The following is a 24,954-nucleotide window of genomic DNA, read 5'->3' as shown; positions in this document are numbered from 1 at the left end:
AGAAACCGTGCACATCCGACATTACGGCTGGTCGGCGACCACGGATAGTGTCCAACCGTCGTCGGCCGATGGACTTTCGACCATATGGCGGCAGTGCGCCGAACCTATCTGTGGGGCCCGTCGAGCGGGGACGGACGAATGGCATCGGCCAGCGGGTCTTTGGATACTGGCCCGTTGGCGGTGTTCGCGGCGACCATCGGTGGATGACAGAGATGACTCGCTACCGGACTCCCGGGTTCGGAGCGTCGGCTGTATTGGCCGTCATGCACACACCGTTCGGCCGGGGACTGGCCCCGAATCTGGGGGAATTGCGCTACCAGGCGAGGCGTTCGGGGCGAAATATCGCATTGCCCGTGTCCTGCGTTCGTTCCGGCGACATCGCCATAGTGCGTGTCGCGCGACCGGAGACCAAACAGTGGTGGCGCAACTTCCGTTCGCCGCGATCGGTATCGGTGCGCCTGGACGGGCACTGGATTCACGGGATCGGGCATGTGGCGTCGGCGGGGACTTTGGAGCACGAAGAGATCGCGGTGGTCTATCAGCAGAGTCATCCGCGCATGGAGATTCCCGCGACCGACCCTTTCGTGGTGATCGACCTGGCTGCCGAACGTCGGCGCCACGATCTCGAGGAAGGCACCCGACGCCTGGAGAAGGGCATCCGGCGGCATTGGTTCACCGCGGTGACCCTCGGAGAACTTCTGGGCTTCGCTGCTCCGGCGGTCGCCGGCTCTGTCGTGTGGGACGCCGCACCCGCCGTTGTCATCCCGGCCATGCTGGCCGCGGGCGCCTTCGAGGGAACCGTATTGGGTTGGTTCCAGGCTCGGGTACTTCGGCGGGTATTGCCCGGCATCCGTTCGAGAGCATGGGTTCTCGCGACCGCGCTCGGTGCGTTGGCGGCGTGGTCCATCGGCGTCGTACCGATGATCTCGTCCGACGGGTTGGGGTCGTGGCCTCCGGCATTGCTCGTACCCGCCCTGGTGATCGGCGGTTCCTTGCTGCTGTTGTCGTTGGGAGTGAGCCAATGGGTGGTGTTGCGCCATCACGTTCCTCGCGCTGCCCGATGGATCGCGATCAACGCCGCGGCCTGGCTGGCCGGGCTCGTCTCCTTCACCGTGATCACCACTCCGCTCTGGCACCCCGGTCAATCCGTTGCGCTGGTGGTCTTGATCGGAATTGTCGGTGGCTTCGTCATGGCCGCCACGATGGCCGCGGTCACCGGCTGGGGGCTGACAAAGCTGCTGTCGACGCGACATGCCGCGACCTGAGGCGAATGAGAACCAGTCGTCGCTATCGTCCGACGATGCCCGTGTCGTGGAGAAGAACCGCCAGGATCGGTAGCGCGACCACCAGAGGCAGCGGAAGCAGGAATGCCGGCGGCAGCCCCGCCACCGCTGCGATCACGATGACAATCGAGCTCGCGACGATGAACACGGGAGTGTGACGGATAAGCACGGAATACTCCTGGCAGTACTGGACGTGATGCGGTCGATTTCGATATGGGCCGTGCGAAGCGATCGGGCGGGGGAGTGCCGACGAAATCCTCAGCGGCGCGCGGGCCGACCATGTCGAGTTCGTGAGACGTACCGGGCCCGTGGGGCCCGATGCGCGGCACCCCACCACCAGATTCGGGCGGCCACAGCCAAGTACAGCAGCGCAGCCGGGTACACCAGTGCCGGTCCGTATTCGCTCGCCCATTGCGGCAGCCGGGTCAGCGCGGTCAGCGCGGGAGTCGACATGAGCACCGCCAGCACCATCGCGGGAACTGCCAGCGGGGCCGCGGGGTCCGTGGTGGTGGCGCTCGAACTCCATGTTGTCGTCATGGTGTGAGAGCTTGCCGAGGGGCAGGGGGCGGGATGAGAGGACTCGGGCTCTATGTTCCGGGACCAACGACACCGACAGCACTCCGGTCGCGCGCATCGCCACCGCGTCGAGCGATCCGGTCGCCCCGGGAGTCGGCGACTTTCCGCCCATCCGATAGGACCCTCCCGCGAGGGAAGCTCGATGGAGATCCCTTCGCCCTGTCGGATCACCGCGTCCTGGTTGGCGTCCACCGCGTCCGGGCAATGGCGGAGGAGGAATCGTGTCGGGAACCGATCAGGTCGAGACGCGACGGCATATCGGTCGAGGGGCCACGGTCGGAGCCGCAGTCGAGGTTGTCCGGGGCCACGCAAGCGGAGAAGTTCGTGAAACGCCGAGGGCACAAAGTCCTTTCGACCCGGTGACCATCGGCGCCGAACCGGTTCGTTCGGCACTCGGGCCGCAGTGCCATCGGGGGGAAGCTCGAATTGTTCGATTCCGAGCGACCTGGCACGACTTCAGGAGCACCCTGTCATGAATTCCGATTCCGCCCAGAGCTATCCGGCCCGTTTGCGAGGCGACCTGGACGAGCCGCTGTCGCGCTGGCTATGGCTGGTGAAACCCATTCTCGCGATACCGCATTACGTCGTATTGCTCTTCTTGTGGATCGCATTCGTGGTGGCGACCATCGCCGCCGGATTCGCGATCCTGTTCACCGGCCGATACCCGAGGAACCTGTTCGACTTCAACGTCGGAGTGGTGCGCTGGTCGTGGCGGGTGCAGTTCTACACCCTGGCGGCGCTGGGCACCGACCGTTACCCGCCATTCACTCTCGCGTCCACCGACTATCCGGCCGACTTCCACGTCGACTATCCCGAGCGCTTGTCCAGGGGCCTGGTTCTCGTCAAATGGTGGCTGCTGGCCATACCGCACTACGTGATCGTCCTCGCCCTCACCGGCGGCGGACTGAATCTCGGTGACAGCGACAGCGACAGTACGATCCCGTTGCTCGGTGTGCTCGTTCTCATCGCCGCCATCGTCCTGCTGTTCACCGCGAAATATCCCCGGGGTCTCTTCGATTTCGTGATGGGTATCAACCGCTGGTTCTATCGGGTCCTGGCGTACGCCGCCCTGATGCGCGACGACTACCCGCCGTTCCGATTCGACCAGGGACCGCGTGAACCCGGTACCACGCAAACTGTTCCGACAACGCTCATCGACGGTGATCCGACCGGATCCCGGTAGCCGACCGCAGCGCTAGTTCGGAACCGGGCCGTGACCGTGATTGGAACGCGAGCAATGTATGAGCCGACCGAGATCACTGTGAAGGATGGGGACGTCGACAGGATCGGTCCGATGGTGGTCTGGCCCGACCCCAGTCCGCTGAGCGCTTGGTGGGAACAGGTGATGGGGCTGACGACCGACAGCCCGCTCGAGGTGCGAGGGTGAACTCGTGCCGATCCGGCTCCGATCGGTGGCTGGGCTATCCGTGGCCGCTGGTCGGCTGCTGACGTCGCTGACCATCGTGCACCCGCTGAACGGCAAGCCGGTTCGGACGAGAATAGCGAAGATCCCCGGTTCGCTCTGAGTCGAGGATCTGGGCGGGTCCGAACATTCGGACCCGCCCACGGGAAGAAGAGTGATGTGCGGACGAGTCGGCGCGCGGCGGCCGCTGGTCCTCGCACACCGTGATCAGGGGGTGAATATCGTGCTGGATCATCACCTCCTCGAGTGGGAGGTGTGCCTGCGGTACGGGACCGACGAGAGTTCGAGGGCCGAGCCCGGCCTCGGTCGGCTATTCCGCTGAGGCCGGGCGTTTCCGAGTGTCAGACGGTGATTGCCTGACGGTTGTCGTTGTGTCCGATCTCGATCTTGCGGGGTTTGGCCTTCTCCGCGACCGGGATCACCAGTCGGAGTACTCCGTCGGTGTAGTCGGCGCGAATGTTGTCGGTGTCCAGACCTTCGCCGAGGAACAGTTGGCGGCTGAATACGCCGCGGGAGCGTTCCGCGGCGATCATCGAGCGGCTGCCGTCGAGGGGCGGGCGGGTCGCGCGCACGGTGACGACGTTGCGCTCGATGTCGAGGTCGAGGGATTCGGGATCTATGCCGGGCAGGTCCAGTTCGACGAGGAATTCGTCACCGTCGCGCCAAGCGTCCATCGGCATGACCGCGGGCCTGGCCGCGGTGCCGAATACCTGCTGTGTGAGTCGGTCCAGATCGCGGAAGGGATCGGTACGCATCAGCATGGTCGCCACCTCCAACACACTCCGTTCTCGGTAGTAGTGGTTGCCGGATAACCTCTGCTATTCGGCATAGATTTGTTTTAGCACTGTCGTAAGGTGAGTGCAAGGGGTTACGATAGGAAACCTGATATGGCAGTGTGGGAGTGAGGGGCGCAATGACAAGCGAGCAGCAAGGGAGTCGGCTGCCCGGTCCCGGGCATGCGGTGTACGCGATCTCGGTGGCCGCCGAGCTGGCCGGGATCGGCGTGCAAACCCTGAGGCTGTACGAGCAGCACGGTCTCATCACGCCGGTGCGTAGCGGCGGAGGGACGCGGCGCTACAGCGGCGACGATCTCGCGCGCCTGCATCGGATCACGGTTCTGGTCTCCCAGGGAGTCAACCTCGCGGGCATCGGGCGCATCCTCGATCTCGAAGACGTCAACGCCGAACTCGGTGCCGACAACGCTCGCCTTCGCGGCGGCCGCGAAGGAACTTGATTGCGTCATCCCGTGCCGTCCTGGAAATTTCAGGGGCGCTTGGGCGCGATGTGGGTGCGCACATAGTCAGCTACGGCCCGGATCGCCCGCGCGGCGGCGCAGTACCCACCGCCGAAGTTCGTCGGCGCCCCACACGATGAACGGGAACGGCAGCGTGAAGGCGAGCATCGACGGCGTGAGAGCGGCTGTGCCGAGCAGGCGTTGCAGTACCGGAACGTAGATGATCGCCGCGGCCAGCGCGAGCTCGAAGGCGATCCCCCACAGCAGCAATGGGTTGGACAGGACGCCGATCGAGCGTAGGGAGGCGCGCTCGGTGCGGGCGGCGAACGCGGTGCCGATCTGGCCCGCGACAAGGCCGAAGAATGTCATGGTTGTCGCCTGCTGGTAGGTGTGATGCAGGGAGGTGCCCGGTCCGGTGGGATCACCCGGATGCCAGCCGCCACGCAGCAGGACGAAGAAGAATCCGGCCATGGCCAGCACCGCGGCGATCAATCCGACGAACAGCCAGGCGCGCAGCAGCATCGGTGTCCTGATCACCGACTCACCGCGTTCGCGCGGCGGCCGTTGCATGAGGCCGGGTTCGGCCGCCTCGCGTCCGAGCGCGAGCGCGGGCAGGGTCTCGGTACCGATGTCGAAAGCGAGCAACTGCAACACCGTCAGTGGCAACGGGACCGCGCCGCCGGACAGCGCGAAGATCAGCAGAGGCGTCACTTCCGGCGTCGCGTGCGCGAAGATGTAGAAGATGAACTTACGGATGTTGTCGTAGACAAGGCGCCCGGCCTGGATGGCGGCGGCGATGGTGGCGAAGTTGTCGTCGGTGAGCACCATGGTGGCGGACTCCCGGGCGACGTCGGTGCCCGAACGACCCATCGCCACACCGATATCCGCGCGACGCAGGGCGGGAGCGTCGTTGACGCCGTCGCCGGTCATGGCCACGACATGTCCGACGTCACGCAGCGCGTCGGCGATTCGTAACTTGGCCTCGGGCGAGGAGCGGGCGAAGATCAGCTCGTCCGGTCCCGCGAGCAGCTCGTCGAGTTCGTCCTCGGTCATCCGGTCCAGATCCACCCCGGTGATCACCGTCGGCGTGCCCCGGGTGATGCCGACCTGAGCGGCGACGGCCGCGGCGGTCAGCCCGTGGTCACCGGTGATGACGATGATGCGTATCCCGGCCTCGTGGCACAGCCGGACTGCCTCGGCGACTTCGGGGCGGGGTGGATCGGCCATCGCCACCAGGCCGAGCAGGACCAGATCCCGCTCGGCCGCTTCCCGGTTGTCCGGCAGTGCCTCGTCGGCGAGGTCACGGGAGGCGATGGCCAGCACACGCAAGCCCTGCCGTGCCCGGGAATCGACCAGGTCGGCGAGTTCGTCGCGGCGGCGCGCTGTCAGCGGCACGGTGCGGCCCTCGGCATCGAATTCGGCCGTGCACAGCGGTAGCACCGACTCCGGGGCGCCCTTGGTGTGCACCCGGAGCAGTCCGCTCTCGTCGGCGTCGACCGTCGACATCCGCTTGCTCACCGGATCGAAGTGAAACATACGGCGGCGCAATCGTTCCCGTTCATCGGGATCGATTCGACCGCCAAGCGCCGCGGCTGCGGTGAGCATCGCCAGCTCGGTCGGATCGCCGACGTCGGGCCCGGTTTCGCCGAGCCTGGCGTTGTTGCAGGCGTTCATGGCGGTCGCCACGCGTGCCACGACGGGGTCGCCTCCGACGGACGCCGCGAACGGATCGTGGGATCCGGTCGCGGTGTGGATAGCGATCACCCGCATATGGTTCTCGGTGAGGGTGCCGGTCTTGTCGGTGCAGATCACATCGGTCGAGCCGAGGGTCTCCACGGCACTCAGACGTTTGACGACCGCGCCCTGGCGCGCGAGTCCGCGCACGCCGATCGCCAGCGCCAGCGTGATCACCGGTAGCAACCCCTCCGGGACGTTGCCGACCAGGAGTCCCACCGCGAAGATCACCGAGTTGATCGGCGACAGCCCGGCGCCGATCATCGCCAGCGGGATGAATGCCGCGGCGAGCAGAACGGAAATGAGCGCGATCAACCAGGCCACGCGTCGCACCTGATGCTCCAGGGGACTCTCGTCGCGCTCGACCTGCTCCGACAGCGCCGCGATACGGCCCAGCTCGGTATGCATGCCGGTCGCGAAGACGATCGCGGCGGCCTGGCCCTCGGTGCACGACGTGCCGCTGAATACCAGTTCGCGCGCCTGTGCCATCGGCACCGCGACATCATTGGCCTCGGCGGTGCGATACGCGGGCATCGATTCCCCGGTCAGTTCCGACAGGTCCACCTCGATACCGCCGTCGAGCAGCCGGGCGTCCGCGCAGATCCGGTCACCTTCGGCGATCACCAGGACATCTCCCGGTACGACGTCGGTCGCCTCGATTTCGCTGACCTGCCCATCGCGCAGCACCTTGGCCCGCACCGGCAGGTACGCGGCCAACGCCTCGACCGCCTGTTCGGCGTGCCGTTCCTGCACGAAAGCGAACGACGCGTTGATCGTGATCACCACCACGATCGCGATGGCGACCGGGATGATCCCGACAGCCGCCGCCAAACCCGCCGCCGCCCACAGCAGCAGTGCCAGCGGGTGCGTGAACTGGCGTGCCAGCTCCCGCGGCCAGTTGCGCTCGCCTCTTCGCCGCAGCACGTTCGGGCCGTAGTGGATCAGACGCCGTTCAGCCTCCCGAGCCGACAACCCGGAACGGGAGCCGCGCAGATCGCGCAGCAGTAGTTCGATCCGTTCCGTGGGGTCGATCCGGACACCGGGTTCGGTCTCGATGAGCTCGGTCATCTCGATGCCGCCGAATCGCCCGGTCGGTCGTAGGAGCGCGGTGTCGTCGGAATAGACGTCGACCCGACCACATCCAGTTGGCACTGCATCGAAACCTCCTCGGTGCCTTGTGCACCGAGCGTGCCTCGCGGCGGTGGCCGCCGTACAGGGGCCAAGGTCCCGCCCGGTGGGTACTACCGGCCTATGAGATGTGTGGCCGTCGTTCCCTCGCCACGGACCACGCATGTGGGGCAGACTGGAAATCGGACGGCTCTACCCCGACTGAACAGGGGCTTCGATGATGCCTGACGATACCGTGGTAATCGATCGCGCCGGTCTGGATCACTTGGTCGACGTGCTGCGTGGGCACGGCTACCGGGTCATCGGTCCGCAGGTGCGCGACAGCGCGATCGTGTTGGACGTGTTGGACTCGGGCGCTGCGCTGCCCGCCGGGTGGGGTGTCGAGACGGCGCCGGGCCGCTACCGGCTCCATCGCCGCGACGACGAGGCGGTATTCGCGCATTCGGCGGGCCCGGGGTCCTGGAAACAGTTCCTGCATCCGCCCCGCCGCAAGATGCTCGAGATCGGACCGGATCTGGAGGCGGTACCCGTCGAAGATGTGCCGCCGCGCTTCGCGTTTCTCGGCGTGCGCGGCTGCGACCTCGCCTCGATCGAGATTCTCGGACGAGTGCTCGGTGGCGGGACATATCCCGACGCCTCCTTCGCAGCCCGCCGCAAAGACCTGTTCATCGTCGCCGTGAATTGCACCGAACCGGGTGGCGTCTGTTTCTGCGCGTCGATGGGCACGGGCCCCGGTGTATCGGCCGGATACGACTTGGCCCTCACCGAGCGTACGGGCGCCGACGGCCACCATTTCCTCGTCGAGGTCGGCAGCCCGGACGGCGCGCGGATCCTCGCCGAGCTGACCTCGCGTCCGGCCGAGCAGGCGGAGGTCACGCGGGCTCGCACGGAGGTGTCCGACGCGGCGGGCCGGATGGGAAGGCAGATGCCTGAACTGGACATCCGTGCCCTGTTGCGCGACTCCCTCGAGTCGCCGCACTGGCAGGATGTCGCGAGCCGCTGCCTCACCTGCGCGAACTGCACGATGGTCTGCCCTACCTGTTTCTGCACGACCACCGAAGATGTCACCGATCTCACCGGTGATCATGCCGAGCGCTGGCTGCGGTGGGCGTCGTGCTTCGAAGGGGACTTCTCCTATCTGCACGGCGGCAGCGTGCGGCAATCGGGCGAGAGCCGGTACCGGCAATGGCTCACTCACAAGCTCGGCACCTGGCACGACCAGTTCGGTAGTTCGGGATGCGTCGGATGCGGGCGGTGCATCGCGTGGTGCCCGGCAGGCATCGATATCACGGCCGAAGTGGGAAAGCTCGCCGAACTGGCGGGGGACCCCGATGCCGACGGCTGACGAACTATCGGTGTTCACCCGGCTGGCCACACTCACTCCGGACGAACTCGGCACCCTCGCCGCGGCGGCGCACGAGGTGTCCTTCAGCGCGGGACACCGTCTGATCGAGGAGGGCCGCCCCGCCGACCGCTGCTGGCTGATCCGCAGCGGACTGATCCTGCTCGACGCGCAGGTGCCGGGACGCGGGGACGTCGTCATCCAGACGCTGGGCGGCGGCGATCTGCTCGGCTGGTCCTGGCTGGTGCCGCCGTATCGCTGGCATTTCGGCGCGGTAGCCGCGGAGCCGGTCGAGGCGGTCGAATTCGACTCGGCGGCCTTGACCGAACTCGTCGACGCGGACCCGCGATTCGGCCGCGCGCTGACCTTGACTCTGTTCGAGGCACTACTGGAACGTCTACAGTCCACCAGGGCCAGACTGCTCGACCTCTATCGCAATCCCGCCGAAACTCCCGCCCTCTACCCGCCTCGCCTCACAGCCGAACGCGGTGGCCGATGAGCGTCGACGCACGGCCCGGCGCGACGTCGCAGGCGGACACGATGTCCGCCTATCGCGTCGTCGGCCGCCTGCCACAGACCTCCGATACCGCGACCCTGCGACTGGAGCCGGTTCACGCTGTGGCACAACGTTTTCAGCCGGGACAGTTCATGATGCTCTACAGCTTCGGCGTCGGCGAGATCGCGATCTCGATCAGTGGCGACCCGGGGGCGGGCGAGGGTCAGCTGGAACACACCATCCGGGCCGTGGGCGCGGTGAGCGGCGCTCTGCACGCTACCTCCATCGGCGGTGTGATCGGAGTGCGCGGCCCCTTCGGCACCGGGTGGGATCTGGATTCGGCGGCCGGGGGAGATCTCGTCATCATCGGCGGCGGACTCGGATTGGCGCCGCTGCGCCCCGCGGTGCTAGCGGTACTTTCCGACCGTGGGCGCTACCGGCGCGTCGTCGTGATCACGGGCGCCCGCACGCCCGCCGACATCCTCTTCCGTCGCGAGCAAGACCTGTGGCAGACAGACGATTCTATCGAAATATATCGAACCGTCGACCACCCGCTGCCGGGCTGGACCGGGCCCGTCGGCTTCGTCACCGAGCCGTTGACGCATCTGAATCTCGAACCGGACCACGCCACGGCGCTGCTGTGCGGTCCGGAACCGATGATGCGATTCTGCGCGCGAACTCTCCTGCGCAAGGGAATCGCCGCGACGAATATCCAGGTGTCCTTGGAACGCACCATGCAATGCGGTGTCGCACGATGCGGTCACTGTCAACTCGGCCCGCTGTTGCTCTGCCGCGACGGACCGATCATCGACTACGAGGTGGCGGAGCCGCTACTGGCCGTGAAGGAGTTGTGATGACGGTTGCGACACTCGCGGTGTGGAAGTTCACGTCCTGCGACGGCTGTCAGCTGACCTTGCTCGACTGCGAGGACGAACTGCTCACCCTCGCGAGCCGGATCCGTATCGTGCATTTCACCGAAGCATCGAGCGCGTCGGAACCCGGACCCTACGATGTGTCCTTGGTCGAAGGTTCAATCACCACCCCTCGAGAGCTACGCCGCATCACCGAGATCCGCGAGCAGTCGAAAATCCTGGTGGCGATCGGGGCGTGCGCCACCCACGGCGGAATCCAGGCGCTGCGAAATTTCGCCGATGCCGACGAATTCACCTCGAGGGTCTACGCCAGCCCCGAGTACATCGCCACCCTGGCCACTTCGACTCCGATCTCGGCACACGTGCCGGTGGACTTCGAACTGCGTGGCTGCCCGATCGACCGCCGCCAGCTGATCGACACACTGTGCGCGTTCCTCGCCGGACGCAAACCCGACATCCCGAACACCAGCGTCTGCACCGAATGCAAACGCCGGGGAACGACGTGTGTGACCGTCGCCGAGGGGATTCCCTGTCTGGGCCCGGTCACCCAAGCCGGATGCGGCGCGTTGTGCCCGGCGCACCATCGCGGGTGCTACGGCTGTTTCGGGCCGATGGCCGACCCCGATATCCATGCGCTGCTTCCCATCCTGCGGGTCAACGGCATGTCGACCGATGACATCGATCGGGTGTTCACGACCTACGCGGCGGCGGCACCGGAATTCGCCCGGAGGTACCGCGATGAGCCACCGCACTAGGCAGTTGAAGGTCGGCGCCCTGGCTCGCGTGGAGGGCGAGGGCGCACTCCGCGTCGTCATCGACGATGACCGGGTCGATCGTGTCGAACTGCGGATCTACGAGCCCCCGCGATTCTTCGAGGCTTTCCTGCGCGGCCGTGCTTATACCGAACCACCCGACATCACCGCTCGCATCTGCGGGATCTGCCCGGTCGCCTATCAGACCAGCGCCTGCAACGCGCTCGAACAGGTCTGCGGCATCGAATTGGATCCGCCGTTGGCCGCGCTGCGTCGGTTGTCGTATTGCGGGGAGTGGATCGCCAGCCATTCCCTGCATATCCTCCTTCTGCACATCCCGGATTTCCTCGGATACCCCGACGCGATCACGCTCGCGGCTGATCACCGCGACCTGGTCGAGCAGGGATTGGCGGTGAAGAAGGCGGGCAACGCGCTGCTCGAATTCATCGGCGGCAGGGCGATCCACCCCGTCAACGTCCGGGTCGGCGGCTTCTACTCGGTGCCCGACCCCGCTGATTTCGCACCGATCACCGCGCAATTGCGCCACGCGCACGAGTGCGCGGTGAACACCGCGCGCCGTGCCGCGGGTTTCGAATTTCCCGACGTGCAACTCGAATGCGGACTGCTCGCCGTCACCGCGCCCGATCGCTACGCCATCGAGGGGGGTGAGATGTGTACCAGCGGCGGACTTCGCTTCCCGGCCAACGATTTTCCCACCCACGTGAAGGAACGACAGGTGGCGCATTCCACCGCCCTGTACGCGGAACTCGACGGCATGCGGTATTTGACCGGCCCTTTGGCCCGGTACACCCTGAACTCCCGCCAGCTCTCCCCATCCGTGCGCGGGCTCGCGACAGAGATCGGACTCGGCGACGAATGCCGCAACCCGTATCGCAGCATCCTGGTCCGTGCGGTCGAAGTCGTCTACGCCATCGAGGAGGCGCTGGCGCTCATCGCACGGTACGAGCGCCCCGAGCGCGCGGCGGTTCCCGTCGAGCCCCGCGCCGGAACCGGTCACGGGGTGAGTGAGGCGCCGCGCGGATTGCTCTATCACCGTTACGATCTCGGCGACGACGGAATCATCCGTGCGGCCGATATCGTCCCACCGACGTCGCAGAACCAAGCCGCCATCGAGGAAGATCTGCGCCGGGCCGTCTCGGCCAACCTCGATCTGGACGACGCTGCTCTCACGGCGCTGTGCGAGCGCGTGATCCGCAATCATGACCCGTGCATCTCCTGTTCCGCGCACTTCCTCGACCTCGACGTGGTGCGCCGGTGACCGCGTCGCGGGCCGTCGTGATCGGCGTCGGCAACGAATTCCGCGGTGACGACGGGATCGGCCTCACTGTCGCGTTCCAGATCGAGCGACTAGGCCTCCCCGGAGTTGTCGTGGCCCGGTGTGAGGGCGACCCCACAGAACTATTGGACATCTGGACGGGTGTCGGCCTCGCGGTCGTCATCGATGCCGTTCGCCGCGACCCGGCGACTGCGGGTCGAATCCGACGGGTCGGCGTCGACGCGCTGCGCGGCGGTTCGGGCAACACCGGTTCCCACGCTCTGTCCATTCCCGAGGCCGTGCCACTCGGGCGCGCGCTGGACCGCGTCCCCGGCGAACTCGTCGTCGTCGCGGTGGAGGCCGACTGCTTCGACTTCGGCGTGGGTCTCTGCGAGCCGGTCGCCGCCGCGGTGCCGCGAGCGGTCGAGGCGGTGCTGACGGAGTTGCGGCATGTCGTACGGATCGATGACGTCACTCCCGGTGTGAACGAGGATGAGGCACGCTGACATCGACCCGCGGCCCCATGTCCTCGACGAGGTCGAGCACGCACTGGAAACCCTCGGCGAGACAGACTGTCAGGGGCACGATGTCCGGGATAGCGGCGGTATCCGCGTTGATAGCGATACAGCACGTTTCGACATGCGAGGTCAGCGTCACGTTCACCGCGGTACCGATGGTGGGGCCGAAGGCATACATCCGGTCGATCCGCGCCCCCGCCAGATACAGCGGAACTGGCGAACCCGGGACGTCGGAGGCCACGAAGTCGACGTGTTTGAGCATTTCTGTGAGCAGTCCGACCGGCAATCGATTGAGGCCTGCGGCGACAGCGCTGGAGAAGGGGATCGCCGGTTCGTGACGCCAGCCGGCGATCGTGGTGTCGACGGCGCGCATGAGGTCGGCGGTACCGGCGATGTCGACCGGTAGCGCGAAGCGGGCGAGCGTGATGCGATTGCCGCCCAGCGGATCGTCGGGCGCGCGCAGGCTGATCGGCATGGTCAGCCGCAGCTGATGTATCTGTTCCCCGTGCCGTGCGTGATAGGCCCGCATACCGATGATCACCGCCGTCAGAAAAGCGTCGTTCATGGTGACGCCCACGATCTGTGCGGCCCGATGTAATTGCGCGACAGGAACTTCGAGCATCGCCAGTTCGCGGCGGGTACTCCGTCCGGTCATCACCGGCGACATCGTCGAGGTGATCGGCCGGACCAGGCGGGCCAGCGAGGTGGCCAGCCTGGAACCGTCACGGACCGCCCGCGCCGGGTGGGTGACAGCTCGCCATGCGGTGGGCAGTGTCGCGGTGATGCCGCCCCGGAGGAGATCTGTGCCGACCGCCCAATTCCACGCGGCGATATCGAGCAGCCCGGTGGTGCTGCCGGCGGGCGGCTCCGGCGCGTCGGCGCGATCAGTGCCCGCCCGGTCGACGTCGAGCATCTCCGTCGCGATCCGGATGCCGCCGATGCCATCGGTGAGGCTGTGGTGCACGGTCAGCACCACCGCGCATCCGCCGCCGTCCAGACCGGTCAGCACAGTCGACCGCCACAGTGGCCGCACGGGATCGAACGCGGTCATCGCCTCGGTGCGGGCGAAGTCGACCACGGCGGACAGGGTCGCCGGTTGCGGTAGCGCGGCGCGGCGCACATGCCAGAGCAGGTCGAAATCGGGATCCGGTGCCCACTTCGGCGGAGCGAGACCGAACGGTACACGCACCAGCCGCTCCCGCAGTCTGGGAACCAGACGGGTGCCACGATCTATCGTGCGAACCAAGCGATCCCAGTCGGGTTCGGCGTCGAGCAGCAGGACCGAGACTATCGTCGAGCGCAGCGCCGGGTCGCGCTCCATGTTCCACGAGAACAGGTCCGACTGCGACATATGGGTTTCGCGGTATTCCATCGCCTGCTGCCTTCGCCTGAGTGAGTTCAGCGTGTCGAACCCACCCGACCCGATTCGGCACTCTCACCGACGTCGCGAGGATTTGTGCGGATCGACGTCGGGGTTCCGGCAACGCCGTGCCGGTTTTACCTACCGAACAGTCTGCTTGGATTCGGCCGATTTCGCGCGGACACGAAGACCTCTATGGGGAGGCCGTTCGTCCTCTGTTCGGGCCACCCACCGGTTCGCGCTCGGTCAGCTGGTCCTGGCGATGATGACCGGCACTTGGGCTCCGTGCAGTACCGCCTGGCTTACCGATCCCAAGGTCATTCCGGCGAAACCGCCACGGCCGTGGCTTCCGACCACGATCAATTCCGCGTGTTCGCCGGTCTCGAGCAGACGCTTCGCCGGGCGGTCCTCGACGACGATCCGTCTGACCGCGACATCCGGATACGTCTCGCCGTAGCCCGCCAGACTCTCCGACAGCAGTGCTTCACCCTGTTGTTGCAGGTCGTCGCGCGACACGTACCGGAACGACTCCGACCAGGTCAGCACCGCGACGACATCTGTCCCGCGGCGCGCCGCTTGGTCGAAGGCGATCTCCACCGCACGCTTGCTACAGGAGGAGCCATCGACGCCGACGACCACCGGCCCGGGCCGACCCGCTGTTTCCGGTACCTCGGGAATCACCGCGACCGGGCATTCGGCATGCCGGGCGAGCGCCGTGCTCACCGAACCGAGCAGGGTGCGCCCGAAGGCGCCGTGCCCCCGAGTGCCGACGACGATCAGGTCCGCGTTCTTGGATCGGTCGCGCAAGGTCGGGATGGGCGGTGCTTCGACCAGATCGGTGGTGATGACGAGGTCACCGATCGGCGCGGCAGCCGTCGCCGCGGTTTCGGAGGCGGCGTCGAGTGCGTCCCGACCCGACTCGCGGAACCGTTCGTAGTCGTACTGGTCGAATGCGATACCCGGTCCGAACTCCGTCGGCGCGACGATTGCCTCGAGGATGTCGAGCCGGGCGCCGCGTCGAGCCGCGTCGATCGCGGCCCAACGCACGGCGGCGAGTCCGTCGGGCGATCCGTCGATGCCGACGACAATGGGGAGGTTGTTGGGAGACATGAGATTCGCTTCCTGACGGATTCGGGGCGGGCGCTGCGAGGCGACGGCCCGTTGATTCGACTATCCGTAGGTTAGGAATTTCTGTCGGTGCGCGATGCGGCCGTTCGGCCCGAATGACCGGGTCCGAAGGCACATTCCCGGAAGTGGACGTGTTGACGGTGGCGGCGCTCTGCTGCCTCATTCCTTCTTGGCGGGCGTGTCCAGCTTGGAGGCGATGACCGCGGCCTGGGTCCGCCGCTCGACGCCGAGTTTGGTCAGCAGTCGGGATACATAGTTCTTGACTGTCTTTTCCGCCAGGTACATGCGCGCGGCGATCTGCCTGTTCGTGAGTCCCTCACCGAGCAGTCCGAGCAGCACCCGCTCTTGATCGGTCAGTGCGGCCAAGGGGCCGGTCTTGGTCTCGGTTTCGGCGCGCAATTTCGCCATGAGTGCCGCTGCGGCCCGATTGTCGAGCAATGATTTGCCTGCCCCGACGTCGCGGATGGCGTCGACGAGTTCGGTGGTGCCGATGTCCTTGACCACGTAGCCGCTGGCACCGGCGAGGATCGCGTCGAGCATCGCCTGCTCGTCGGTGAACGACGTCAGAATCAGGCAACGGAGGTCGGGGTGCTGGTCGAGTAGTTCGCGGCACAGTTCGATGCCGTTGCCGTCCGGCAGTCGGACATCGAGCACGACGACTTCCGGCCGCAGGGCTGGGATACGCGCGAGTGCGTGGGATACGCTGCCGGCCTCGCCGATCACCTCGAGATCCGGCTCGGCCTCGATCAGATCGGCGACTCCTCGGCGCACAATGTGGTGGTCGTCCACCAAGAAAACCGTGGTCATGCGGACCTACCTTTGTCGCCCATTTTGTCAGCTTACGACGGCATTCGGTGATGTGTGCCGTGGACGGGCCTCTGACGAATGACCCGGGTCCGTCGATTCCTGTCCGTCCCACACGCGGCGCGCGAGTGAGATGGTGTCGGCCAATGTCAGCGCGGTATCCACCGGCGTCGCATCCGACCAATCGGCCGCTGTCCTCGACATGGCCGCGGCGATCGAGGGTGTCGCGTCGGAGTCGCCGACGGCGCGGTGACGAAGACGGCCGTCGGCGACCGAGGGCGGGCATTGGCATCGCAATTGCAGCAGGTCCGCGTGTGTCTCGCCCGCGAGGTCGCTCGCATGCGCGCGTTCGTCGGCGTCGATCCAGCTCGCGTCCAGGATTACCGAGTGACCGGTCGCCAGGAGTTCTCGGGCCATCGCACGGATCTCGGCGTAGACACGCGCCTTCGCGGTGGCCGAGTATGTGCCCGCGCCGAAGTCGACGGTGGTCCCGATGACCTCCCTGGTGGCTCGTAACTGCTTGCGCACGTGGTCACTGGAGAGCAGGACCGCGCCGGTCGCCGCCGCGAGTTCGCGGGCGACGGTCGATTTGCCGGTGCCGGGTAGCCCGCCCACCAGTACGAGACGGACGGCCGCTCGCTCGAGGTGGCGCAGTGACAGCAGAAGATGCCGCCGCACGCGGTCACGGGCGGCTTCCTCGCCCTGGCCGAAGCGGATAGCGTCGACTTTCGCGCGGACGAGAGCACGGTAGGCGATGTAGTGCGAGCGCAAAGACGGTGGAGCGGCGTCGGCGGTCACCCGCTGGTAGTCGTCGAGGAGCCGCGTGCCCAGGTCCGCATGGCCGCGGAACTCCAGATCCATTGCCAGAAAAGCGATGTCGTCGATGCGGTCGAGGTACCGCAGCCGGTCGTCGAAGTCCAGGCAGTCCAGCACGCGAAACCCGTCGGCCAGCTCGAAGATGTCCTCGGCCTGGAGATCGCCGTGCCCATCGATGATGTCGCCTGCGGCGATCCGGTTGTTCAGCAAGGGTTCCCGGCCGTCGATGTAGCGCATGGCCTTGTGCCCGATCCTGGTCAGGACGGCGGGATCGACGACATCGGTCCGCTGATCCGCGAGGCTGTCCAGCAGAACCTGCCACCGTAGTCGTAGGGCCGTGGCAGTGCCTTCGGCGTCGATTTCGCTGCCACGTAGTGCTCTTGCGTGGAAATCGGCCAGTACCCGAACCAGAGCGGACAACTCGGCACCGCGCTCGGCTGGATCGGCCAGAACGTTGGACAACCTGGCACCCTCGGGCATGCGCCGCATGACGATCACCGGCTCGGCGGGGCCGCCCGCCGGATCGCTGAGATGGGACAGGCCGATATAGACGTCCGAGGCCAATCGGCGATTCAGTTCCAGTTCTCTCGCGCAGGCGCGTTCCCGTAGTTCCGGTGTGCTGAAGTCGAGGAAATCGGTGCGAATCGCCTTCTTCACCTTGTAGGCCCGGTCGGCGTAGAGCGCCACCAGGCCGGTATGGGTCTCCCGCAGTTCGGCGGGCGCCGCGTACTCGCTCATGGCGCGATCCCTTTCGATGTGGATACGCCCAGAATCGCGGATCGGTGCTCGCCCTGGGATGGCCGAAGGTCATCGAAGCGTGGGATTTCCGCATCTGTACGGACCGACCGCGCATCGGGCTGCGGAAGTCCCACGTGTAGGGGTCGTCCTGCTCTAACCCGGAACCGTCCGATAGCGGCAGCGTGAAGGAGCGAGTGTGGGGTATGTGGAGAGACGACGAGAGGATGCCGGCAGATGAATGACCGACTGCCCGACGACATCGCGATCGCGGCTCTCACACTGGCTGTGCGGGCGCCGTCGGCCGGCAACACGCAACCGTGGCGGTTCGGCGTCAGCGAGCGCGGATTACGCCTGTACCTCGATGGGAGCAGGGTCCGTTCCGGCATCGATCCCAGCGGCCGCGAGTCGGTGCTGAGCTGCGGCGCCGTGCTGCACCACCTGTGTATCGCGCTCGCAGCGCTCGGTTGGCTGGGCGTGGTGCAACGCCTGCCCGATCCGAGAAATCCGGACCACCTCGCCTCGATCGGATTGATGCGGCATCGACCGACCATGACCGACGTCGCACTGAACGCCGCGATCACCCACAGGCGTTCGGATCACAGGCCTTTCGGCTCTGGGCCGGTTCCGCCCGGCTACTTCGGGCTGGTGTCCGAGCGCGCCGCGGCGGCGGGCGCGAAGGTCCGCCAGGCAACCGATGAACCGCGTGAACGATTGGCCGAGTTGATGCGCGCGCCGTTGCCGGCAGTGCGCACACCGGACCTTCTCGCGCCGACCTCCGTGCCCGAGATCTTCGTCGCGCTTCGGCCGGTCGAGCTCGATTGCGCAGACTTGCTCGTGCTCGGCACCGACTCCGACGAGCGCGAATCGTGGTTACGCGCGGGGGAAGCCGCCAGCGCGGTCCTGTTGACCGCGACCAATATCGGATTGGCGACCTGCCTGAGGAGTTGGCCTTTCACCGCCCGTGAACTCCGCGCCGCGATTCGTCGCCGGGTGCTCGACGGTGCAGCACACCCGCAGGCTGTTGTTCGCATCGGGTCCGCACCTGTCGGTCCTGCGTTGCCGCTACCGGGTCGGCGTCCGCTTCAGGACATACTCGTGCCGATCGGTGCCGATGCACACGACGCCGATTGCTGACCGGAGCCGCGCGCCGCGGAAAGTGGCGGCCTCAGTCCGTGGGACGCGAGTATTCGGCGACGGCCTCGATTACGGATACCAATCGCGACCTGGCGTCGCGCGCGATCGCTGCCAGCGCCGCTTGGTCCTCGGTGTCCACGAGTCGTAGCGGGTCCACGGCTTCGATGATGGTCGTTTCGCCGTCGGCGCGCAGCACGATATTGAACGAGAGCAGCAGCCCGGCTCTGGGATCGAGTTCGAGTGCTCGATGCGCCAGTTCCGCGTTGTACGCGCCGAGGATCCGGCAGTCCTGCATCGCGGTGCCTGGGCCTGCCTGGAACGTCGCGCGCGCATCTACTTCGGTCAGGACAGTGAACCCTTTGTCGGTCAACGTGTTTCGAACCAGCGTAACGGCCTTGGGGAGCGTCGCCGGTAGCCGGATCGCCAGGTCGGGCCTGGTGACTACAGGTAACCGGATCTCGGTGACGAGATCATTCGGATGCACAGCCTCGTCCGGTGCCACCAGATAGACCTCGGTGGGTGGTCCGCAGGCGTAGAGGTTCGAAGCGCCGATCCAGTCGTAGAGGTCCCGGTAGGCGGTGCCGATGTGCTCGTAGCCGCCGTGATGGGTCACGTAGGCGAACCGCATGGGTTCGGTTCGCCGCACGGTGATCTGTTCGGTGGTGCCGTCGACCGGACCTGCGGTGACAGGCAGCCCGAAGTCCGCCTCTGTCGTGTGACCCGGTCCGAATTCACCGTGGTAGGTCGTCGACGGCGGGCCCGTAGGTACGAGCCCGATGCGGCCCGCGAGCTCGTACAGTTGCCGCATTCCCGCGCCGATATCGTCTCCCGCCTGCTCGGCGCGCACCGCATGCCGGAGTTCGAGTCGAGTGTGCGGCGCGGACTGTGCCACCGTGATCCGATGCGACATCGTCGTCCTTCCGTTCAGAGCGGATGTGCTTGGCGGTCGACCTCGGTGCGGCCGATGCGTTCGCCCCACGCCTTCGCGCGCTTCAGCTCTTTCGTCGAGGCCGGTCCCAGCACGTTGTAGACCAAGAACTCCGCCGGATCGCCGACGAGTTGATAGCCGAGGCGCCGCAGCTGTTTTCCGATGGAGTGCGCGGCCGACCCGGGAGGAGGGAGTAGGTGGACGACCCGGGTTTCGAAAGCCGCGGCTCGCGTACCCGGTGCCGGTGCGTGGGCGTTGGCCAGCCACTCCCGGATACCGAGATCGATCACGATCGGCGCACTCGTCCGGTGTGTCGCGATACGGCGCTCACGGGTGCCGCTCATCCCGAACAGATGGGTCCGGGCCCCGACGACGAGCAGGTCGACCGTCGGCTCGGGTTGCTCGCCCGCCGCGACCACGTTCATCACCTCGACCGTGCCGGAGGCACGCAATCCCGCCGCGACGGCCTCCGCGAATTCGGCGGTGCTGCCGAACAGTGATTCGTAGACCACTCGGGCGTGCATCGGAGTACTCCTGCTCCTGTACCGGATAACTCGACGTTACTGCGGCGCACACCGGTGACACAGTGCCGAACTGCCATTCGCCGATGGACATTGGGCCATGGTCGGGCTCGGTGGTCGGACCGTCGACCCGAGGATCGGTGGCTCACGAGGAGAGGTCTTTTGTCCCTGCCGTATCGCCGCCTCGGCCGAGGAGGCTCGATATCGACACACTCACACAGACGAGAGGCTAGATCATGGCCGAGCATCATTTCGCACAGTCCGGCCCCCCGATAATCGCCGCGATCGACAGCTCGGCTTGTTCGTACCAGGCAGCGGCTTGGGCTGCTCTCGATGCCGTGCTGCACCGCAGTCCTCTGCACCTGCTGATCGCCGTCGGGATTCCGCTGGGGTTCGGTCGCGGCGCGGCACCGAGCGCCTCGGATGCGGAGTGGCTGCGCCGTGACGGTGAGCGCGTACTCGTCGAGGCCACCCGGATCGCGCGGGAGGCGGTGCCGGGTGAGGAGCTCGAACTCACGACCGAGGTGACATTCGAGAATGTGATTCCGGCACTGCTCGACCGTTCGGAACGGGCACGGATGCTCGTGGTCGGAAGCAGGGGTGTCGGCGCGTTTCATCCCGGAGTGCTCGGATCGGTGACCACGGCTGTCGTGCGACACGCGCACTGCCCGGTGGCAGTCATGCACGACATCGCCGATATCGACCCGGATCAGGGCAAGCGTCCGGTGATTGTCGGGGTGGACGGCTCGAGCAACAGCGTCCCCGCCATCGAGCTGGCGTTCGAGGAAGCCTCGCTGCGCAAAGTGTCCTTGACCGCCCTGCACACCTGGAGCGACGCCAGCGGTCTCGATCTGCCCTGGTCGGGCTGGGAGGCGGCCCGCGAGTCGGAAGAAGCCCTGCTTGCCGAGCAGTTGGCCGGCCTGCGCGAGCGCTATCCCGATGTGCCGGTCCAGCGGATCAGCAAGGTTGATCGGCCCGCGCGCGCACTGCTCGAGGCATCGGCGAATGCTCAGCTGCTGGTTGTCGGAAGCCACGGCCGCGGTGGCTTCGCGGGCATGATGCTCGGCTCGACCAGCAACGCGCTGCTGCATTCGGCGCAGTGCCCGATGATCGTCGTCCGAAATGGCCAACGTCACCGGTCCTGAGGGCTTTGGCACCTGGTGAAGCCACAGATCCGACTGCCAGGATCGAGTGGTGGCAGCGGCCGTGGCCGATCCGGTGACGGCGCACCTCGGAGATAGGCAGCGCGAATGACCGGACTCGGCCCGTTGGATTCGGGTTTCATGGAACTGGAGGACACCGACCGCCACGTGAGTGCCGGAATCGGCGCGGTGGCGATCGTGGCCGGCCCGCCCCCCACGCGCGCCGAGTTCAGCACGATGCTCGCCGAGCGATCGCGCAGAGATCCGCGACTGCGCCAGAGGGTCCAGCGCGCACCGTGGGATATCGCCGCTCCGGAATGGGTCGACGATTCGAGTTTCGACATCGGACACCATCTTCGTTGGATGGCCCTGCCCGAACCGGCCGACGAAGCCGCGCTGTGCGAACTGATCGCCGTGGTGATGGAAGAACGGTTCGACCGAGACCATCCGCTGTGGCAATGCGTCGTCATCGAACACCTTGCGGGAGGGCGATGGGCTGTGGTGGTGAAAGCCCACCACAGCATGGTCGACGGGATCTCCGGGATCACCATGTTCGAGCGGCTGTGTGACGAATCGGTCGACCTCGCCTCGACTTCGCGGTCGGCGAAGGATTCACCGACCGACTGGCGTCGACTACTGGTCAGGGGGCTGAGGCTGCCGATCGACGTGCCGCGGACAGTGCTGGCGACCGTTCGGGCAGCTGTGCCGCTGATCCTGGATGTGGTTCTGCCCGCGACGGATTCGTCACTCAACGGTCCGATCGGACGGCAACGCCGATACGCGGTGGCGAAGACCTCGCTACCGGAGGTCCGCGAGATCCGGACGACGTTCGGGGTGACCATCAACGACGTCGCCCTCGCCGCGGTGGCCTCGGCGTTCCGGACAGTACTACTCGGGCGCGGCGAGGAGCCACGAGCCGACAAACTACGTGTCCTTGCCCCGGTATCGATGCGCGCCTCGGGCGCGAAAAATATTCTCGACAACCGGGTTTCGGCGATGTTGCCGCTGCTGCCGGTCGAGCTGCCGCACCCGGTCGAGCAGTTGGCCGCGGTGCACACCCGATTGTCGCGACACAAGGTCAGAGGCGAAGCGGGCGCGGCGAATTCGCTCCTCGGACTCGCCGATCGACTGCCGTTCGCGCCGGTGGCCTTGGCGCTGCGCTTGGTGACGATGTATCCCCAGCACAGCGTCTCCGTACTCGCGACCAATGTCCCCGGCCCGAAACACCGCCTACATCTGCACGGCGGAGAAGTGCTCGAGATCTTCGCCTACGCCCCGATCGCCATGCGCTTGCGCACGGGGATCACCATCCTCAGCTACGGCGACCAGCTTGTATTCGGTATCACCGGTGACTACGACAGCACGCCCGATATCGCCATGATCGCCTCCGGTATCGAGAAAGCCGTCGCGGAGTTGCTTCGACACGCGCGACAGGACCCCGACGCCACTTCCCGGTACCGCTCGATCGTCGCCGAACGGGTGCCGGAGGGCCGGTGAACCCGTGACTTTCGACCATCGTCGGCCGTGCGGGCGGCGCGGGATGCTCGATCGACAACACCACCGAATCGAAGGAATCTCATCATGAGCACTTTCAGCGGACGCACCGCGATCGTCACCGGCGGCGCGCGTGGCATCGGTGCCGCCATCGCGAGCGCGTTGGTCAAAGAGGACATCTCGGTGGTGATCGCCGACCTTCTCGAATACGACGGCACCGAACTCGCGCGCACGCTCGGCCCGAACGCGAAGTTCTGCCGACTCGACGTCACCGACGAGGCAAACTGGAACACGGTGGTGGACGAAGCGGAAGCGGTTTTCGGTCCGTTGGCCATTCTGGTGAACAACGCGGGCATCCTCGATTTCGGCACCATCGATACGCAGTCGCCCGCCATGTTCCGGCACGTGGTGGACGTGAACCTGTACGGCGCCTGGCTCGGAATGCACACCGCTGTCCCGCGACTTCGTGCCAACGGTGGCGGGGTCATCGTCAACATCTCCTCGACAGCGGGACTGGCGGGATACGCCGGAATCGGCGCGTACGTGGCGAGCAAGTGGGGCCTGCGCGGACTGACCAAGTCCGCCGCGGTGGAACTGGGGGCAGCGGGAATCCGCGTGTGCTCGGTGCACCCGGGACCCATCCACACCCCGATGACCGCGGGGCACGGCGACGCGCTCGCCGCGGCTCAGCCGCTGGCACGGTACGGAGAGCCCGAGGAGGTCGCCGCGATGGTCCGGTTCGTGATCACCGAGGCCAGCTTCTCCACCGGCTCGGAGTTCGTACTCGACGGCGGCGCGACCGCAGGCCAGGCCTTGCCACTGCCCGACGCGTCCTAGGCGGCGGGTCCGATGGTCGGATACGTGTCCAGCGGTCTGCGGCCCGGCCGGCCGGGCCGGGAATGGGCGTCGAGAACGGCGGGTCGCGAATTCTCGTCGACTGCGATCACCGGGACGGTGATATGTCTGGCGCTCGTACTGGTCGCCGCAGTGATCGGTACCGTGATCGCACTCGATACCGCGGCAACGATCCGCGCCGAGAACGTCGGCAAGGTCGCCGTCAGCGCGACCCTCACCGTGGACCCACAGCGTGCCGCGCCCCCCGACAGGCGATTCCAGGCTCCTGTGGAATGGACCGTCGACGGACGGACTGCGCGAGCCACCGTTCACGTGCCGGACGACGCGACACGCGGCTCACACGTGGTCGTATGGCTCGACGCGAAGGGCAACCTGGTCGGCCCCCGGAGGAATTCGTGGCATGCGGCAATGGCCGGCGTCAGTTCTGGCGCCACGATCCTGCTGGCCCCGATTTCGGGCGCACTGTTTTTCAGCTGGGCGGCCGGACGTTTGGAAGGTCGCGGGCACGGCTCGCGACGGCACGGTACCGGTGGCGGCACGACCACCGGGCCAGAGAGGAATAGCGGTCATGTATTGGAATGATCAGATGTATTGGCATGGCGGTGTGATGAACGGCTGGATGTTCGTTCTCGTTGTTCTCGCATTGATACCGTTGTGGCTGGCGTTGGCCGTGGGCATAGCGGCGGCGATGCGGAACGCGGCGCGGCCCGAGCGCGGGCAAACCCCCCGATCAGGGGATGCTCCGATCGGAGGTATCGAATCCCGTACGCCCACGGAAATTCTCGCGCTCCGATTCGCCAACGGTCAGTTGGACGAGACCGAATATCTGCGACGGTTGTCGATATTGCATCATCGCGTGGACGACCCAGGGTTGTCGGGAAAACCGCGAGCTCGTCCGGATGATCTGTAGCAGGTCCGAACGGACGGTATCGGGCGTGCTCTGCGAGGCGCGCTGACGATGTCCTGCGTCCAATGGGTCGCGCTGCGGCTACCGCTCGGTGGGGGTTTCGGTGTGGGTGGGTTGGAATAGTTCGATCAGGTTGCCGGCGGGATCGGCGATCAGTATCTGACTTCCGCCGGGTCCGGCGACCTTGTCGCTGTCGAATGCGATATCGGCGTCGCGCAGGCGTGCGATCTCGGCGTCGAGGTCATCGACGGGTAGCTGAATGCGGTTACCACCTCCGGCTGTGTCGGCGGGCGTGGCGCGGGCACCGGAACTGGAAGGCCCCGACAGCAGTAGCCGTAGTGGCCCGTGGGTGACGTCGGCGAATGCGGGTTCTGCGTTGGTGTGCAGGGTGAAACCGAGGTGGTTGGTGTAGAAGTCGATGGCCGCTTGCACGTCGTCGACGAGGTAGCGGATATCGGCGTATTCGGTCGATGTGGGCAATTTTGTTCGTTCC

24 protein-coding genes and 1 pseudogene are annotated in these 24,954 nt (G+C 66.5%); 14 read left to right on the top strand and 11 right to left on the bottom strand.

Annotated features, from left to right (window positions below; translation table 11 throughout):
- The first annotated feature begins 203 nt into the window (after window positions 1–203).
- On the top strand, window positions 204–1,265 hold the full coding sequence (locus OG225_RS18410; RefSeq protein WP_405182794.1) for a hypothetical protein: 1,062 nt from the start codon (window positions 204–206) through the stop codon (window positions 1,263–1,265).
- A 22-nt stretch (window positions 1,266–1,287) separates the two neighbouring features.
- Here OG225_RS18410 and OG225_RS18405 read toward each other — a convergent pair whose 3' ends face one another.
- Window positions 1,288–1,452 carry a hypothetical protein gene (locus OG225_RS18405; RefSeq protein WP_405182793.1) on the bottom strand — a complete coding sequence of 55 codons (165 nt, stop codon included), beginning with the start codon at window positions 1,450–1,452 and terminating at the stop codon, window positions 1,288–1,290.
- An 89-nt stretch (window positions 1,453–1,541) separates the two neighbouring features.
- On the bottom strand, window positions 1,542–1,820 hold the full coding sequence (locus tag OG225_RS18400; RefSeq protein WP_405182792.1) for a hypothetical protein: 279 nt from the start codon (window positions 1,818–1,820) through the stop codon (window positions 1,542–1,544).
- A gap of 532 nt (window positions 1,821–2,352) precedes the next feature.
- Between OG225_RS18400 and OG225_RS18395 the strand changes: the two are divergent.
- A pseudogene (locus tag OG225_RS18395) lies at window positions 2,353–3,042 on the top strand (DUF4389 domain-containing protein); the annotation flags it as partial.
- Window positions 3,043–3,623: 581 nt separating this feature from the next.
- Here OG225_RS18395 and OG225_RS18390 read toward each other — a convergent pair.
- Entirely contained in the window at window positions 3,624–4,058 is a 435-nt protein-coding gene (locus OG225_RS18390) for an Hsp20/alpha crystallin family protein (RefSeq protein ID WP_405183267.1), read from the bottom strand.
- A gap of 137 nt (window positions 4,059–4,195) precedes the next feature.
- On the opposite strand from OG225_RS18390, the gene OG225_RS18385 reads away from it, so the two are divergent.
- Window positions 4,196–4,516, top strand: a complete 321-nt coding sequence (locus tag OG225_RS18385; RefSeq protein WP_405182791.1) for a MerR family transcriptional regulator — start codon at window positions 4,196–4,198, stop codon at window positions 4,514–4,516.
- A gap of 66 nt (window positions 4,517–4,582) precedes the next feature.
- Here the strand turns inward: OG225_RS18385 and OG225_RS18380 are convergent, their stop codons facing one another.
- A complete protein-coding gene (locus OG225_RS18380) occupies window positions 4,583–7,402 on the bottom strand; it encodes a cation-translocating P-type ATPase (RefSeq protein WP_405182790.1) in 2,820 nt (939 codons plus the stop codon).
- Between the two features lie 193 nt (window positions 7,403–7,595).
- On the opposite strand from OG225_RS18380, the gene OG225_RS18375 reads away from it, so the two are divergent.
- From OG225_RS18375 to OG225_RS18350, 6 genes are read left to right on the top strand one after another with little or no spacing between them, the layout of a single operon-like run.
- Window positions 7,596–8,723 carry a 4Fe-4S dicluster domain-containing protein gene (locus OG225_RS18375; RefSeq protein WP_405182789.1) on the top strand — a complete coding sequence of 376 codons (1,128 nt, stop codon included), beginning with the start codon at window positions 7,596–7,598 and terminating at the stop codon, window positions 8,721–8,723.
- Window positions 8,710–9,219, top strand: a complete 510-nt coding sequence (locus OG225_RS18370; protein WP_405182788.1) for a Crp/Fnr family transcriptional regulator — start codon at window positions 8,710–8,712, stop codon at window positions 9,217–9,219. The genes OG225_RS18375 and OG225_RS18370 overlap by 14 nt, the downstream gene beginning before the upstream one ends.
- Complete coding sequence (locus OG225_RS18365) at window positions 9,216–10,070, top strand: FAD/NAD(P)-binding protein (protein ID WP_405182787.1); 855 nt, start codon at window positions 9,216–9,218, stop codon at window positions 10,068–10,070. Before OG225_RS18370 ends, OG225_RS18365 begins: the two co-directional genes overlap by 4 nt.
- On the top strand, window positions 10,070–10,843 hold the full coding sequence (locus tag OG225_RS18360) for an oxidoreductase (protein WP_405182786.1): 774 nt from the start codon (window positions 10,070–10,072) through the stop codon (window positions 10,841–10,843). Before OG225_RS18365 ends, OG225_RS18360 begins: the two co-directional genes overlap by 1 nt.
- Window positions 10,827–12,119 (top strand): Ni/Fe hydrogenase subunit alpha, encoded by a 1,293-nt coding sequence (locus OG225_RS18355; protein ID WP_405182785.1) that lies wholly within the window; start codon window positions 10,827–10,829, stop codon window positions 12,117–12,119. Before OG225_RS18360 ends, OG225_RS18355 begins: the two co-directional genes overlap by 17 nt.
- Window positions 12,116–12,622: a hydrogenase maturation protease gene (locus OG225_RS18350; protein ID WP_405182784.1), complete on the top strand. Its 507-nt coding sequence runs from the start codon at window positions 12,116–12,118 to the stop codon at window positions 12,620–12,622. The genes OG225_RS18355 and OG225_RS18350 overlap by 4 nt, the downstream gene beginning before the upstream one ends.
- Here the strand turns inward: OG225_RS18350 and OG225_RS18345 are convergent.
- The 4 genes from OG225_RS18345 to OG225_RS18330 all read right to left on the bottom strand — a co-directional run bounded on the left by OG225_RS18345 (window position 12,588) and on the right by OG225_RS18330 (window position 17,480).
- On the bottom strand, window positions 12,588–14,006 hold the full coding sequence (locus OG225_RS18345) for a wax ester/triacylglycerol synthase domain-containing protein (RefSeq protein WP_405182783.1): 1,419 nt from the start codon (window positions 14,004–14,006) through the stop codon (window positions 12,588–12,590). The genes OG225_RS18350 and OG225_RS18345 overlap by 35 nt on opposite strands.
- A gap of 234 nt (window positions 14,007–14,240) precedes the next feature.
- Window positions 14,241–15,104 carry a universal stress protein gene (locus OG225_RS18340; protein WP_405182782.1) on the bottom strand — a complete coding sequence of 288 codons (864 nt, stop codon included), beginning with the start codon at window positions 15,102–15,104 and terminating at the stop codon, window positions 14,241–14,243.
- 177 nt (window positions 15,105–15,281) lie between these two features.
- Window positions 15,282–15,929, bottom strand: coding sequence for a response regulator (locus tag OG225_RS18335; RefSeq protein ID WP_405182781.1), 648 nt, complete (start codon window positions 15,927–15,929; stop codon window positions 15,282–15,284).
- Window positions 15,930–15,956: 27 nt separating this feature from the next.
- Entirely contained in the window at window positions 15,957–17,480 is a 1,524-nt protein-coding gene (locus tag OG225_RS18330) for an AAA family ATPase (RefSeq protein WP_405182780.1), read from the bottom strand.
- A 234-nt stretch (window positions 17,481–17,714) separates the two neighbouring features.
- On the opposite strand from OG225_RS18330, the gene OG225_RS18325 reads away from it, so the two are divergent.
- Window positions 17,715–18,614: an NAD(P)H nitroreductase gene (locus tag OG225_RS18325; RefSeq protein WP_405182779.1), complete on the top strand. Its 900-nt coding sequence runs from the start codon at window positions 17,715–17,717 to the stop codon at window positions 18,612–18,614.
- A gap of 31 nt (window positions 18,615–18,645) precedes the next feature.
- Here the strand turns inward: OG225_RS18325 and OG225_RS18320 are convergent, their stop codons facing one another.
- Window positions 18,646–19,524: a GyrI-like domain-containing protein gene (locus OG225_RS18320; RefSeq protein ID WP_405182778.1), complete on the bottom strand. Its 879-nt coding sequence runs from the start codon at window positions 19,522–19,524 to the stop codon at window positions 18,646–18,648.
- Window positions 19,525–19,538: 14 nt separating this feature from the next.
- Window positions 19,539–20,066, bottom strand: a complete 528-nt coding sequence (locus OG225_RS18315) for a hypothetical protein (RefSeq protein ID WP_405182777.1) — start codon at window positions 20,064–20,066, stop codon at window positions 19,539–19,541.
- A 233-nt stretch (window positions 20,067–20,299) separates the two neighbouring features.
- Between OG225_RS18315 and OG225_RS18310 the strand changes: the two genes are divergently transcribed.
- The 4 genes from OG225_RS18310 to OG225_RS18295 all read left to right on the top strand — a co-directional run bounded on the left by OG225_RS18310 (window position 20,300) and on the right by OG225_RS18295 (window position 24,136).
- Window positions 20,300–21,208, top strand: coding sequence for a universal stress protein (locus OG225_RS18310; protein ID WP_405182776.1), 909 nt, complete (start codon window positions 20,300–20,302; stop codon window positions 21,206–21,208).
- A gap of 105 nt (window positions 21,209–21,313) precedes the next feature.
- Window positions 21,314–22,702, top strand: coding sequence for a wax ester/triacylglycerol synthase family O-acyltransferase (locus OG225_RS18305; protein ID WP_405182775.1), 1,389 nt, complete (start codon window positions 21,314–21,316; stop codon window positions 22,700–22,702).
- 84 nt (window positions 22,703–22,786) lie between these two features.
- The gene (locus OG225_RS18300; protein ID WP_405182774.1) at window positions 22,787–23,536 is read left to right on the top strand and encodes an SDR family NAD(P)-dependent oxidoreductase; all 750 of its coding nucleotides are present in this window, start codon (window positions 22,787–22,789) and stop codon (window positions 23,534–23,536) included.
- A gap of 162 nt (window positions 23,537–23,698) precedes the next feature.
- Entirely contained in the window at window positions 23,699–24,136 is a 438-nt protein-coding gene (locus OG225_RS18295) for a hypothetical protein (protein ID WP_405182773.1), read from the top strand.
- Between the two features lie 406 nt (window positions 24,137–24,542).
- Here OG225_RS18295 and OG225_RS18290 read toward each other — a convergent pair whose 3' ends face one another.
- The gene (locus tag OG225_RS18290) at window positions 24,543–24,941 is read right to left on the bottom strand and encodes a VOC family protein (protein WP_405182772.1); all 399 of its coding nucleotides are present in this window, start codon (window positions 24,939–24,941) and stop codon (window positions 24,543–24,545) included.
- Window positions 24,942–24,954: the final 13 nt, after the last annotated feature.

The organism is Nocardia sp. NBC_01377, assembly GCF_045040005.1.
GTDB lineage: Bacteria > Actinomycetota > Actinomycetes > Mycobacteriales > Mycobacteriaceae > Nocardia > Nocardia noduli.
This window is presented reverse-complemented; position numbering and strand designations above follow the sequence as displayed.

Coding starts and splice junctions, on each gene's coding strand:
- OG225_RS18410 (WP_405182794.1), top strand. CDS start 204: ATGACAGAGATGACTCGCTACCGGACTCCCGGGTTCGGAGCGTCGGCT.
- OG225_RS18400 (WP_405182792.1), bottom strand. CDS start 1,820: ATGACGACAACATGGAGTTCGAGCGCCACCACCACGGACCCCGCGGCC.
- OG225_RS18385 (WP_405182791.1), top strand. CDS start 4,196: ATGACAAGCGAGCAGCAAGGGAGTCGGCTGCCCGGTCCCGGGCATGCG.
- OG225_RS18375 (WP_405182789.1), top strand. CDS start 7,596: ATGATGCCTGACGATACCGTGGTAATCGATCGCGCCGGTCTGGATCAC.
- OG225_RS18370 (WP_405182788.1), top strand. CDS start 8,710: ATGCCGACGGCTGACGAACTATCGGTGTTCACCCGGCTGGCCACACTC.
- OG225_RS18365 (WP_405182787.1), top strand. CDS start 9,216: ATGAGCGTCGACGCACGGCCCGGCGCGACGTCGCAGGCGGACACGATG.
- OG225_RS18360 (WP_405182786.1), top strand. CDS start 10,070: ATGACGGTTGCGACACTCGCGGTGTGGAAGTTCACGTCCTGCGACGGC.
- OG225_RS18355 (WP_405182785.1), top strand. CDS start 10,827: ATGAGCCACCGCACTAGGCAGTTGAAGGTCGGCGCCCTGGCTCGCGTG.
- OG225_RS18345 (WP_405182783.1), bottom strand. CDS start 14,006: ATGGAATACCGCGAAACCCATATGTCGCAGTCGGACCTGTTCTCGTGG.
- OG225_RS18340 (WP_405182782.1), bottom strand. CDS start 15,104: ATGTCTCCCAACAACCTCCCCATTGTCGTCGGCATCGACGGATCGCCC.
- OG225_RS18335 (WP_405182781.1), bottom strand. CDS start 15,929: ATGACCACGGTTTTCTTGGTGGACGACCACCACATTGTGCGCCGAGGA.
- OG225_RS18330 (WP_405182780.1), bottom strand. CDS start 17,480: ATGAGCGAGTACGCGGCGCCCGCCGAACTGCGGGAGACCCATACCGGC.
- OG225_RS18325 (WP_405182779.1), top strand. CDS start 17,715: ATGAATGACCGACTGCCCGACGACATCGCGATCGCGGCTCTCACACTG.
- OG225_RS18320 (WP_405182778.1), bottom strand. CDS start 19,524: ATGTCGCATCGGATCACGGTGGCACAGTCCGCGCCGCACACTCGACTC.
- OG225_RS18315 (WP_405182777.1), bottom strand. CDS start 20,066: ATGCACGCCCGAGTGGTCTACGAATCACTGTTCGGCAGCACCGCCGAA.
- OG225_RS18310 (WP_405182776.1), top strand. CDS start 20,300: ATGGCCGAGCATCATTTCGCACAGTCCGGCCCCCCGATAATCGCCGCG.
- OG225_RS18305 (WP_405182775.1), top strand. CDS start 21,314: ATGACCGGACTCGGCCCGTTGGATTCGGGTTTCATGGAACTGGAGGAC.
- OG225_RS18300 (WP_405182774.1), top strand. CDS start 22,787: ATGAGCACTTTCAGCGGACGCACCGCGATCGTCACCGGCGGCGCGCGT.